Source organism: Pseudomonas sp. 2FG (assembly GCF_005502935.1).
In the GTDB taxonomy this organism is placed as follows: domain Bacteria; phylum Pseudomonadota; class Gammaproteobacteria; order Pseudomonadales; family Pseudomonadaceae; genus Aquipseudomonas.
The window spans coordinates 84,646-97,054 of the sequence record NZ_SCMP01000014.1; the positions used below are offsets into that span (position 1 = coordinate 84,646).

11 protein-coding genes and 1 pseudogene are annotated in these 12,409 nt (G+C 62.3%); 6 read left to right on the plus strand and 6 right to left on the minus strand.

Annotation, left to right across the window (positions count from 1 at the left end; genetic code table 11):
* Positions 1 to 38: 38 nt before the first annotated feature.
* From FFS13_RS15040 to FFS13_RS15050, 3 genes are all read right to left on the minus strand, one after another.
* Positions 39 to 1,031, minus strand: coding sequence for a GlxA family transcriptional regulator (locus FFS13_RS15040; RefSeq protein ID WP_218568628.1), 993 nt, complete (start codon positions 1,029 to 1,031; stop codon positions 39 to 41).
* A gap of 369 nt (positions 1,032 to 1,400) precedes the next feature.
* Complete coding sequence (locus FFS13_RS15045) at positions 1,401 to 2,345, minus strand: DMT family transporter (protein WP_137819895.1); 945 nt, start codon at positions 2,343 to 2,345, stop codon at positions 1,401 to 1,403.
* A 98-nt stretch (positions 2,346 to 2,443) separates the two neighbouring features.
* A complete protein-coding gene (locus FFS13_RS15050) occupies positions 2,444 to 3,655 on the minus strand; it encodes an aromatic ring-hydroxylating dioxygenase subunit alpha (protein ID WP_137819896.1) in 1,212 nt (403 codons plus the stop codon).
* A 239-nt stretch (positions 3,656 to 3,894) separates the two neighbouring features.
* On the opposite strand from FFS13_RS15050, the gene FFS13_RS15055 reads away from it, so the two are divergent.
* From FFS13_RS15055 to FFS13_RS15080, 6 genes and pseudogenes are all read left to right on the plus strand, one after another.
* On the plus strand, positions 3,895 to 4,845 hold the full coding sequence (locus tag FFS13_RS15055) for a LysR substrate-binding domain-containing protein (RefSeq protein WP_137819897.1): 951 nt from the start codon (positions 3,895 to 3,897) through the stop codon (positions 4,843 to 4,845).
* A gap of 264 nt (positions 4,846 to 5,109) precedes the next feature.
* Entirely contained in the window at positions 5,110 to 6,000 is an 891-nt protein-coding gene (locus FFS13_RS15060) for a dihydrodipicolinate synthase family protein (protein WP_137819898.1), read from the plus strand.
* Between the two features lie 25 nt (positions 6,001 to 6,025).
* The gene (locus FFS13_RS15065) at positions 6,026 to 7,354 is read left to right on the plus strand and encodes an FAD-binding oxidoreductase (protein ID WP_137819899.1); all 1,329 of its coding nucleotides are present in this window, start codon (positions 6,026 to 6,028) and stop codon (positions 7,352 to 7,354) included.
* 28 nt (positions 7,355 to 7,382) lie between these two features.
* Positions 7,383 to 8,885, plus strand: a complete 1,503-nt coding sequence (locus tag FFS13_RS15070; RefSeq protein WP_137819900.1) for an aldehyde dehydrogenase — start codon at positions 7,383 to 7,385, stop codon at positions 8,883 to 8,885.
* Positions 8,886 to 8,942: 57 nt separating this feature from the next.
* Complete coding sequence (locus tag FFS13_RS15075) at positions 8,943 to 10,046, plus strand: hybrid-cluster NAD(P)-dependent oxidoreductase (RefSeq protein ID WP_137819901.1); 1,104 nt, start codon at positions 8,943 to 8,945, stop codon at positions 10,044 to 10,046.
* Between the two features lie 79 nt (positions 10,047 to 10,125).
* Positions 10,126 to 10,887, plus strand: a pseudogene (locus tag FFS13_RS15080) (fumarate hydratase); the annotation flags it as partial.
* Positions 10,888 to 10,969: 82 nt separating this feature from the next.
* On the opposite strand, the gene FFS13_RS15085 reads toward FFS13_RS15080, so the two are convergent.
* The 3 genes from FFS13_RS15085 to FFS13_RS15095 form a co-directional block, all read right to left on the minus strand.
* Positions 10,970 to 11,275 carry a ribbon-helix-helix domain-containing protein gene (locus FFS13_RS15085; RefSeq protein WP_137819902.1) on the minus strand — a complete coding sequence of 102 codons (306 nt, stop codon included), beginning with the start codon at positions 11,273 to 11,275 and terminating at the stop codon, positions 10,970 to 10,972.
* 34 nt (positions 11,276 to 11,309) lie between these two features.
* Positions 11,310 to 11,891: a DJ-1/PfpI family protein gene (locus FFS13_RS15090; RefSeq protein ID WP_137819903.1), complete on the minus strand. Its 582-nt coding sequence runs from the start codon at positions 11,889 to 11,891 to the stop codon at positions 11,310 to 11,312.
* A 160-nt stretch (positions 11,892 to 12,051) separates the two neighbouring features.
* Positions 12,052 to 12,297, minus strand: a complete 246-nt coding sequence (locus FFS13_RS15095; RefSeq protein ID WP_137819904.1) for a hypothetical protein — start codon at positions 12,295 to 12,297, stop codon at positions 12,052 to 12,054.
* Positions 12,298 to 12,409 lie beyond the last annotated feature (112 nt).

Consider the following 12,409-nt stretch of genomic DNA (forward strand, 5'->3'; position numbering starts at 1 on the left):
TCACCGGCGGTTCAGAGATATAACAAAACCGAAGAAATTTATAATTTTTTGTCGTTTCGCAACCGACTCGGGGAAAAGCCATAGGCCTCCCTGAAACGCTTGGTGAAGTAACTCTGTGACGCGAACCCCGTCGCCTGAGCAACAGTCGCAATGGGTAGCAGGGTATCCTCAATCATGGTCCTGGCGCGCCTCAGTCGAAGCTGAAGATAGTAATTAACTGGAGTGGTATTTTCATGAACCCGGAAGACATGCTCCAGCGTGCGCACCGTCGTGCCAATTTTTCCGGCCAACACTTCGATGGGATAGGGCGCATCTATATTGTTTTCCATCACCTCAATTGCCGCCCCCAAACAAAGCGACTTCATTCTTAATTCAAGATAGCGGCGACTATTTTGTATTTCATCCCGCGTTCTGATTCTGTCCTGACAAAACTGATGCGAAACTTTTAATGCGAATTCGGCGCCATGGTCTTGACCGACGATATAAAGCAACATATCGAGCGCGGTAGTTCCGCCCTGACAGGTAAAAACACCATCCCCCACGGTATAGATACTCTCATCGACCGTGACAGTAGGATAGAGCTCCTTGAACGTCGTCATTTGTTCACTAAGCAGCGTACAGGGATTTGCCCCCAAAACGCCCGCCTTGGCCAAGATAAAGCTGCCACTTGACAAAGACGCAAATCTGCAGCCTTTCTTTTTCAGAGCCTTCAACTTTGAGAAAAGCGCCGCACCATCATAAACAGCCGCATTCTTGTAAGCACAAATAAATAACAAGTTACTGTCTTCGATTTCACTACAGTGCCCAGAGACCTTGATGGAAACGCCGTTTGAGGTACAGACCTCAGTAGCCGCTGGATCGACATCACCGCTGTACAAGCGGTATTCATATGCCGCTGCCCCCCAAAGGAAATTTGCGACGCTAAGCGCTTCGATAGCCAAAGAAAAAGAAGTCAGGGCAAACCCGGGTACCAGAACAAACCCAACGCGTTTTGTATCACACTGATGCGACTGTATTGGCATGGTGGCCATTTCCTCTGCTTAAGGAAACGATAAAAGCATAGGCTAGAGTCTTGTTATGTATGCCGGGCCCTATTGTATCGACGCGATACCTAACCCGGATGTTTCATAAATGCGGTTGGAGGCTGAGCCGGGCGCGGCCAGGTCGGCGTTGATGCCATGTGCATATAAAATCTTGCATCTGATAAACCTCGCCCCCCGACCTGGCGACGGGCCCCTAGGAGCCTGTCGGACTTGACCGTCCGTAGCGAGGAAAAGTCCGGTTCGAGTCAGTTTTGTTGATCTTTCGAGGCGAATAGCTAGCTATTTAACGAGAAAGAGCGGCAAAAATGGCCGAATCCGGCTTTTCCGCAGTAGGACAGTGTTAAGTCCGACAGGCTCCTATGCCCCCTCGTTCGCGTCCAGCTTGACCGTCACCGGCTCCACCACTGCCACCCCCGGCTGCCCGTGGTCCTGCCGTGCCAGAATGATCGTGGCGACCACCACCAGCAGACCGCCGCCCAGCATGCCGGCACTCATAGGCTCGCCGATCACCAGCACGGCGATGCTCACCGCCACCACCGGTTCCAGGGTCGACAGGGTCGCCGCCGAGGACGAACCTATACGCGGCGAGCCGGCGAGGAAGGCGGCCACCGGCAGGATGGTGGCGAACAGCGCCAGGCCCAGGGTCGCCCACCAGGCGGAATAGCCGGAAGGCAGTGCCGCGCCCCAATAGAGCGCGGCCACGGCGAAGGTCAGGGCGCAGCCCAGCAGGAGAATGGCCGCCGAGGCCAGCGGCTGCACGTGACGAACCCGATGAGTGCCGTAGAGAATCGCCGTGCCGTAGGCCAAGGCAGAGAACAACGCCCAGAGCACGCCACTGACCTCGCCATGAAAACTCAACCCGGTGGCCAGCAGCACGCCCGCCAGCGCCAGCACCAGGCTGAGCAATTTCAACGGACTGGTGCGTTCGCCCAGATAGACGATCGACAGGGCGGTGACGAAGGCCGGGAAGGAAAACGTCAGGATCACCGCCAGGCTCACCGAGGTGGAATGGCTGGCGCTGTAGTAGCCCAGCGCGGACAAGCCATAGCCGATCCCCAGCAGCAAATTCTGCCCGGTCAGCTTCCAGCCGGGCAAGGCGATCCCGCGCAGGCGCAGAAACAGCAGCAGGATCGACGCGGCGATCAGAAAACGCGCCAGCAGCAGCCCTACCGGGTCCGCACCGCCGGCATAGGCATACTGGGCGAAGAGCGGCTGCAGGCCATAACAAAAACCCGCCAGCAACACCAAGATGAAGCCTCTGGCGTAGCCGCTGTGCCGGACAAGAGGAGGCGCACTGTGCATGATTTAGATACCTGCCATGAGGATTGCGCTGACACGCAAACCCCGCATGACCATCAGCGGTCATACGGGGCGATTCTTCCGCTACTGAGAGATCACAGCTAGTCGGCGAGCTTGCGCACCATGGTCGCGCAATACCAGTCATCGAACTGGCAGACACCGTTCTCGGCGATGTCCGAGTAGGGTCCCGGCTGATAGGCCGGCGAGTTGACCCCGGCCTGGGTGCCCTCGACCAGACGGCGGTCCTGGTCGTTGGTCGCCAACCACACCCTGGTCAGGGTTTCCAGGTCGTAGTCGAGGCCTTCCTGGGCATCCTTGGGCACCAGCCACTTGGTGGTCACCAGGGTTTCGTTCGGCCCCTGCGGCAGCACGCGGAAACTCAGGGCGTGGTCGCCGAGGAAGTGGTTCCAGGTCGAGGGGTAGTTGAAGTAGAGCAGTGCGCCGATGTTCTCCTCGCCACTCTTGTCCAGGCGCCGCGCCACCGCCGGCTTGCCGTTCATGGTGTAGCTGACGGCACCGGCCGACAGCGGAATACGGGTCATGCGGAACTGCCCGGCCTCGTCCATCACCAGGCGACTGGGCAGGCCGGCGGCCTCGCAGCGATCCCAGTGAGCGACCAGCTCGGGGTCCTCGGCACCGCCGACCCCCGCCACCGAGAGGTTCTCGACGTAGGAGTTGAGCAGCTCCGGGTGGGTGCCGTCGCAGTGGTAGCACTCGCGGTTGTTCTCGAACACCAGCTTCCAGTTGCCCTTCTCCACCAGGTTGGACTCGAACGCCACCTTGCAGTCTTCGAGGTTGTGCGGGGCGATGAAGGGCGACACGGCAGCGCGGAACTTCTCGAAGTCCGGGGCCTGCTCGGCCACGCAGACATAGATATAGCTGTTGACCACCTGGCAGTGGGCCGGCCTGAGGCCGTAGTCGGCCTTGTCGAAGTCCTCGCCCATGTTGCCGGCGAACAGCAGCTTGCCGTCCAGCTCGAAGGTCCACTTGTGGTAGGGGCAGACCAGCTTGGCGACCTTGCCGCTGTGCTCGGTGCAGACCTTGGAGCCGCGATGGCGGCAGGCGTTGTGCAGGGCGCGAACCTGACCGTCGGCGCCGCGCACCACGATCACCGGGTAGTCGCCGATCTGCAGGGTCAGGTACTGGCCCGGCTTTTCCAGCTCGAAGGTGTGCCCGGCAAAGATCCACTCTTTGTGCCAGATCTGTTGGAGATCCTGGCGATACACCTCGACATCGCCATAGAGCGCACTCGGCAGCGCATGTCGCGGTTTACGTTGCTGGATGAAGCCTGCCACCGCTGCTTTTTTGTTCACGCTTATATGCACTCCAACAGTTATCCAGTTAATTGCGCAGGCATTATTCGAACTGCACAAATCTACGGGAACCCACAGGTTCGACCTAGGCGACAGGGCTATTGTTCGGTGGCGCTTTCGACTACTCTCCGAGCTCGAGCGTCAGACCGTATCAATGCAATCGCCGACACTGGAAGTCTATTGCGCAGCTATAGTCGACAGAACCGACTTTTTATTCAGGATATTGAATACCTGTTGTTATGGTTATACATACCGAACCCGATCAAACGCTGATCAAGATGCCGTCGCTGCGCGCCGTTAAATCTTTCGTGGCGGCCGCCAAATACCAGAATTTCACTCGCGCTGCCGAAGCCTTGTGCGTGACCCAGGCGGCCATCAGCCGGCAGATTCGCGAACTGGAAACCTACCTCGGCGCCGAGCTGTTCACCCGCGCGGGCCGTGCGGTGGAGCTGACCGTCGCCGGCTCGATTTTCTTCGATGCGGTGCAGCTGTCCTTCGTCAACATCGCCCAGGCGGCCGAACGTATTCGCAGCCACAACGCCGGCAAGCGGATACTGACGCTGTGCTGCTCGCCAGCGTTTTCCGCGCTCTGGCTGGCGCATCGTCTGCCGAGCTTCTTCAGCGCCAACCCGGGTATCGACCTCAACCTGATCACCACGCAGAACTTCCTGTCGATGGAGCCGGGCGTGCGCCCCGACATCTTCATCACCAAGATGGCCAAGGTGCGCGAGGGCTACCGCAGTACGCCGCTGTTCCATGACGTCATCTATCCGGTCTGTACGCCACAGTATCTCGCGCAGCACCCGGAGCTGAGCAGCCTGGAAGGTCTGCGCGACAGCGTGCTGCTCAACCTCAGCCCCTATGGCCGCTCCCAGGTCGCCGAGCACGTCGACTGGGGCGTCTGGCTGGCCTTCCATAATGTCGATATCGCGACCCGCGCCCATGACAGCCCACACTTCTTCAACGCCAATGACTACAACATGCTGATCCAGATGGTGCTCAGCCATCAGGGCGTGGCGCTGGGCTGGCAGCACTTGGTCGGCCATCTGGTCGAACAAGGGCTGCTGGTGCGCCCGGTCGCCGAGGAAGTCGTGCATCGAGAGAGCCTGCACTACCTGACGTTCAGCGAGGACAAGGAAGGCGATGAGGCCTGCTGCAGCCTGCGCGATTGGCTGATGCAGCAGTTTTGATTACCCAGGGTTATTGTTTTCCGGCACTTCCAGTTATGCATAGTTGAATAGCCGCTAATTACGCCTTGCACACTTGCAAGATTGCTTATCAATAAACCTACCGTCGGTAGGTTTTTTTATGCCCGCAATTTGCCTCTGACACCAATCCATAACCATTGATTATTAATTAACGGCCGTAAATGTTGCTTATTACCCAAGGGAAAAGGCTCTTACCCTTTTATTCAAATCCACCACACATTCAACCTCTTACAATCAGGTGAACACATGAATTTCGATGGCATTTGGACTCCCGTGGTAACGCCCTTCAACGCCGCTGGCGCTATTGACTTCGAGGCCTTGGCCAAGGTCGTCGACACGCTGATCGGTCAAGGCGTCAACGGCCTGATCATCGGTGGTACCACCGGCGAGTACTATGCCCAGAGCAACGCCGAGCGTAAGCAGTTATTTGACGCCGTCGCCGAGCAGGCCAAGGGCCGCATTCCACTGATGGCGGGTATCAACGCCACCAGCACCGAGGAAAGCCTCGACCTGGGCCGCTACGCCAAGGCCGTCGGCTTCGACTGCATCCTCCTGGCCGCCCCCTACTACTGCCAGCCGACCCAGGACGAACTGCTCGCCCATGCCCTGTGCGTGGACGACGCCCTGAACCTGCCGATCATGCTCTACAACTTCCCCGCACGTACCGGCACGCCGATGAGCTTCGAGTTCATCGATGCGCTCAAGGGGCGGCCGAACTTCCAGGCGATCAAGGAAAGTACCGGCTCGATCGAGCGCATGCATCACCTGACCCAGGACTATGCCGACCAGCTGCAGGTCAGCTGCGGCATGGATGACCAGGTGCTGGAGTTCTTCGCCTGGGGCGCGCGCAGCTGGGTCTGTGGTGCCTCCAACTTCCTCGCCCCCGAGCACGTCGCCTTGTATCAGGCCTGCGTGGTCGAGCAGGACATGCTCAAAGGCCGCCAGCTGGCCCAGCGCCTGCTGCCGATGCTCAACCTGCTGGAAGGTGGCGGCAAGTTCTGCCAGTACATCAAGGCCGGCTGCGAGCTGGCCGGTATGCCAGTGGGCCCGACCCGTCGTCCGCTGCTGCCACTGAGCCCGGCCGAACAGGCCGCCTTCAAGCAGACCTACGAGCAGTTGATCGCCCACCGTGGCTAAACCACCTGGCGTGGAGGCACCTTCTATGCAACTGCAATGCAACTTCCTGCCCCAGGACGATGGTCGCTGCGGTTGGTATGAAATCCTGCCGCCCGCGCCGCCGAGTACGCCGTTGCGCGGCACTGTGCAGGCCGACTGGGTGGTACTCGGAGCCGGCCTGGCCGGCCTGGCCGCCGCCCGGCGCCTGGCCGAACTGCAGCCGGACGCCTCGGTCGCGCTGATCGATGCCAAACGCGTCGGTTTCGGTGCCGCCGGGCGCAACTCCGGGTTCATGGTCGACCTGCCCCATGATCTGACCTCGCACAGCTATACCAGCAGCCACGAGGCCGATCACAAGATCATCCGCCTCAGCCGCGGCGCGATCGATTACACCCGTGAGATCGTCCAGCGCCATGGCATCGACTGCGACTGGCGCGAGCAGGGCAAGCTGCATGGCGCGGCCAATGCCCGGGGTATCCACGCCCTGGAGTCATTCGCCAAGGGCCTCTCCTCGCTCGGCGAGCCCTATCGCCTGCTCAGCGCCCAGGAGATGAAGGCCGTCACCGGCAGCGACTTCTACCGGGCCGGCCTGCATGCGCCCGGCGCGGTGCTGGTACAGCCGGCGGCGCTGACGCGCGGGCTGGGGCAGACCCTGCCGGAGAACGTGCGGCTGTTCGAAGACAGCCCGGTGCTGAATATCGAAATTGGCAAGGTGCATACCCTGACCACCGCCCAGGGCTGTGTGCAGGCGCCGCGCCTGGTACTGGCCAACAACGCCTATGCCTCGAACTTCGGCCAACTCGGCCTCAAGGGCCGCCTGCTGCCGATCTACACCTACGCCAGCATGACCCGCCAACTGACCGCAGAGGAACTGGCGCGCCTGGGCGGCGAGGAAAGCTGGGGACTGATTCCGGCCGATCCGCTGGGTTCCACCGTGCGCCGCCTGGCCAACGGGCGCATCTGCGTGCGCAACTCCTTTACCTACAACCCCCGGGTCCAGGCCAGTGCCAGCACCCTGGAGCGGGTCAAGCGGGCGCACCGCCACTCATTCGACAACCGTTTCCCGATGCTCCCTGGCGTCGAGTTCGAATACACCTGGGGCGGCGCCCTGTGCATCTCGCGCAACTCAGGCTCGGTATTCGGCCAGATCGCCCCCGGCGTGTTCAGCGCCGTGTGCTGCAACGGCCTGGGCCTGACCCGCGGCACCATCTCCGGCAAGTTGATCGCCGAGTACGCCCTGGGCATGGACAGCGACCTGCTGCGCATCATGCTGGAACAACCGAAACCCTGCAGCAATCCGCCGGAGCCCTTTTTGGGTCTCGGTGTGCGCTCATCCATCGCCTGGAAAGAGTGGACCGCCGGCGTAGAACTCTGAGATTGCCTCAACCTTCAGGAGAACCCCCATGACTGACACCCTCACCCGCAGCGCCATCGACCAACAGCTCGAGCGCCTGGAATACCGCAACCAGGCCTTTATCAACGGCCGCTTCGTGGCTGCCCACTCGGGCGCCACCTTCAGCACCCTCAACCCGGCCACCGGCCAGGTACTGACCGAGGTGGCCGCCTGTGACGCCGAAGACATCGACCTGGCCGTGCAGGCCGCTCGCTCCGCCTTCGACGCCGGGGTCTGGTCTGGACTGGCGCCGGCCGCGCGCAAGGCGATCATGCTGCGTTTCGCCGACCTGATCGACGCCAGCCGTCTGGAGCTGGCGGTGCTGGAATCGCTGGAGGCCGGCAAGCCGGTCGGTGAGTGCTACGGCATCGACATCCCCGACACCGCCGCGACCATCCGCTGGCACGCCGAGGCCGGCGACAAGCTGTACGACAGCCTGTCGCCGTCCAACCCGCGCAACATCGGCATGATCAGGCGCGAGCCGATCGGCGTGGTCGGTGCCGTGCTGCCGTGGAACTTCCCCTGCATGATGGCCGGCTGGAAGCTGGGCCCGGCGCTGATCACCGGCAACAGCGTGATCCTCAAGCCCGCCGAGCTGACTTCGCTGGCCACCCTGCGCCTGGCCGAGCTGGCCTTCGAGGCCGGCATCCCGGCTGGCGTGCTCAACGTGGTGCCGGGCCTGGGCCACACCGCCGGCAAGGCCATCGGCCTGCACCCGGACATCGACATGGCGGCCTTCACCGGCTCCACCGAGGTCGGCCGGCTGTTCCTCGAATACTCGGCCAAGAGCAACCTCAAGCGCGTGGTGCTCGAATGCGGCGGCAAAAACCCGCAGGTGGTCATGGGCGATGCCGGCGACCTCCAGGCGGTGGCCAGCAACGTGCTCAGCGCGGCGTTCTGGAACATGGGCGAGAACTGCTCGGCCGGCTCGCGGCTGATCGTCCATCGTTCGATCAAGGATGCCCTGCTCGAGGAAATGCTACGCCAGCTCGAGGACTGGGCCACCGGCGACCCGCTGGACCCGGCCGTGCGCCTCGGCGCGCTGATCGAACAGGCGCACATGGAAAAAGTCCTGGCGCATATCGAGCAGGCCAAGGCCGAAGGCTGCAAGCTGGTCACCGGCGGCGTGCGTCTGCATGCACAGAGTGGCGGCTATTTCGTCGCACCGACCATCTTCGAGGCCACCTCCAACGCCGCCTCGGTGGCCCGCGAGGAGATCTTCGGCCCGGTGCTGGCGGTGATCGCCTTCGACACAGAGGAACAAGCCATCGCCATCGCCAACGACACCTGCTACGGCCTGGCCGCCTCGCTGTGGACCGACAACATCAACTGCGCCCACCGCATGGCCGCTGCGATCCGCGCCGGCACCGTGTCGGTCAACTGCTTCTCCGAGGGCGACATCAGCACCCCGTTCGGCGGCTACAAGCAGTCTGGCTTCGGCGGCCGCGACAAGTCGGTCTATGCCCATGACCAGTACTGCGAGCTGAAGACCACCTGGATTCAGCTGTCCTGAGTCCGACCCGGTCCGGCCGACAACTGTCGGGCCGCGTCCCTGATACAGAGAACAACCATGAGCAGCATCAGCAGCAGCGAATACCTCAATCCGGTCAACACCCAGACCTGGGCCAACGGCCGCCACCTGGTGCGCTGCCTCAAGGTCATCCGGGAAACCGCGGATGTCATAACCTACTGTTTCAGCATGCAGGAGCCGGTGCTGTTCTTCTTCAAACCGGGGCAATTCGTCACCCTGGAACTGGAGATCGACGGCGAGCAGGTAATGCGCTCCTACACCATCTCCAGCGCACCCTCGATTCCCTACAGCTTCTCCATCACGGTCAAGCGCGTACCCGGCGGAAGGGTCTCCAACTGGCTGCACGAGCACCTCAAGGAGGGCGAGCTGATCGCCGTGCACGGCCCGGTCGGCCAGTTCAACTGCATCGACTTTCCGGCCGACAAGGTATTGCTGCTGTCCGGCGGCGTCGGCATCACCCCGGTGATGTCCATGGCCCGCTGGTACTTCAACACCAACACCGAGGTCGACATGGTGTTCGCCCACAGCGCGCGCACCCCGGCGGACATCATCTACCGCGCCGAACTGGACTACATGTCCACGCGCATCGACAACTTCAAGCTGCACCTGATCTGCGAGCGCAGCGAAACCGGGCAGATCTGGGGCGGCTACCGGGGCTTTCTCAGCCGCGCGATGCTGCAGCTGATCGCCCCGGACTTCCTCGAACGCGAGGTGTTCTGCTGCGGCCCGACACCCTATATGCGCGCGGTGCGGCGCATCCTCGGCGAGGCCGGCTACGATATGTCGCGCTACCACGAGGAATCCTTCGGCGCGACGCCGGAAGAGGACATCGCCGCAGCGAAAGAACAGGCCGCGGTGGCCCAGGCAGAGGAGCCACACGCCAGCCACTGGGTGACCTTCAGCGAGTCCGGCAAGTCGGTCCAGGTCGAACTGGGCACGACCCTCTATGAAGCCGCCGCCAGTGCCGGCCTGACCATTCCCAAGGCCTGTGGCATGGGCATCTGCGGCACCTGCAGGGTGCGTGTCGTGAACGGCGCGGCGGCCATGGAGCACAACGGCGGCATCAGCGAGGAAGATATCGACGAGGGCTACGTGCTGAGCTGCTGCTCCCGGGTGACGGGGGCGGTGACCATCGAGTACTGACGGCAGGCCAGCGCGCCGCTTTTCAGAGCAGCCGCAGACGTCCCGCCGCGAACTGCTCCGACCAGTCCCGCCGGGTGACTACAGCATCGTCCCCGGCGACAAGGTCGAGGTGGACGTGGCGGCCAAGGGCGGCGGCTCCGAGAACAAATCGAAGATGGCCATGCTCAACCCCTCCGACTCGATCGTCGACTGGGTGCTCAAGACCGTGCCGGAAATGGGCGCCGGCTGGTGCCCGCCGGGCATGCTCGGCATCGGCATCGGCGGCACCGCCGAGAAAGCCGCGCTGATGGCCAAGGAAGTGTTGATGGCGTCCATCGACATCCACGAGCTGAAAGCCCGCGGCCCGCAGAACCGTATCGAAGAGCTGCGTCTGGAGCTGTTCGAGAAGGTTAACCAGCTGGGCATCGGCGCCCAGGGCCTGGGTGGTCTGACCACCGTGCTCGACGTCAAGATCATGGACTACCCGACCCACGCCGCCTCCCTGCCGGTGTGCATGATCCCCAACTGCGCCGCCACCCGTCACGCCCACTTCGTCCTCGACGGTACTGGCCCGGCCAGCCTGGAAGCGCCGCCGCTGGATGCCTACCCGGAGATCGTCTGGGAGGCCGGCCCGTCGGCCCGCCGCGTCGACCTCGACAGCCTGACCGCGGAAGACGTGCAGAGCTGGCAGCCCGGCGAAACCATCCTGCTCAACGGCAAGATGCTCACCGGCCGCGACGCCGCGCACAAACGCATGGTCGAGATGCTGAACAAGGGCGAGCCGCTCCCGGTCGATCTCAAAGGCCGCTTTATCTACTACGTCGGCCCGGTCGATCCGGTCGGCGACGAAGTGGTGGGCCCGGACCAGTGCCGGGCTTCTTGTTGGGTGGACGGGCGCAGCTTGTCCAGCAACACAGCGCAACCGCTGCCGCGCTAGGTCCGCCCTAGGAGACGCGCCCCGGCACCAGGCTCAATTCGCCGACCCTATCGCGGCGCTGGGCGAGGAAGCGGGTACAGCTCACCCGCAGGAAGGAGGCGAAGTTGACCACCTCGCCGCGGTAGTCCATGACCTCCTCGTACAGCTTGCCGATCAGCTGGTTGGTGGTCATGCCGTCGACTGCGGCGATTTCCGCGAGGAGGTCCCAGAACTGGTTTTCCAACCTCAGGGTGGTGACCACGCCACAGATGCGCAGCGAGCGTGAACGCGACTCGTAGAGAATCGGGTCGGCTTTGACGTAGAGCTCGCACATGCTGAAGTCCTGTGTGATGCGGTATTCGGACAACCTAGGGACTGATCGTGGTGCCCAGCAGCATCAGGAACCCGGCCAGCCAGTTCGGGTGTGCCGGCCAGGCCGGGGCGCTAACCAGGTTACCCTCGACATGCGCATGGCTGACTTCGATATCGACATACTCGCCACCGGCCAACCGTACTTCCGGCGCGCAGGCCGGATAGGCGCTGCACTCACGCCCCTTGAGCAGGCCCGCCGCCGCCAGCAATTGCGCCCCATGGCAGACCGAGGCAATCGGCTTTTTGGCCTTATCGAAGGCTTTTACCAGCTCCAGCACTTTCTTGTTCAAGCGCAGGTATTCCGGCGAGCGGCCACCGGGAATGACCAGGCCGTCATAGTCTTTCGCCTTGACCTTGGCGAAGTCGAAATTCAGGGCGAAGTTATGCCCCGGTTTTTCGCTGTAGGTCTGATCGCCGTCGAAATCATGGATCGCGGTGCGCACCGTCTGCCCGGCGATCTTGTCCGGGCAGACCGCATGCACGGTATGACCAACCATCTGCAGCGCCTGGAAAGGCACCATGGCTTCGTAATCTTCGACATAGTCGCCGACCAGCATCAGAATCTTTTTCGCGGCCATCGGGTTTCTCCTGGCTAAGGTTGGGGGCCGGCTAAGTATCCCGCCGGTCCAGAGCGCACAGGTAATAGGCTAGTACTACCTGCACGCTTTGAGCGCGCCACTGCGTCGGCCCCTAGACCTCTCGTGAGTGCTAGCGCGAAAAAGCCACTACAGCCATGGATCACTTCGCCAACCGTTTGAGCTCACTGCGTACCATGCTGGCGTACTCGGGCGGTGACAGCGTGCTGAGCTGAGCACGCATCCACTCGTCCCACTTGCCTTTTCGCTTCGCCTTTTCGCCGAAAATTCGTCCAGCCTCGATCTTCGAGCGCGACAGGTTGGCCTGCCACATCTCGTACAGACGCGACTTCTGCTCCTCGATGGAGGACCGCGCGTCACCGGGTTTATTGGCCAAGTTGAAGCTCATCGAGCACTCCTGCGACTGAAAAGGGGCGCGCATTCTACCCACCTTGGCAGAGATGACCAGAGCTTCGTGCGAGTGGCCGCACCCAAGGGTCGCCGGCTGAAAGCCGGTCTTG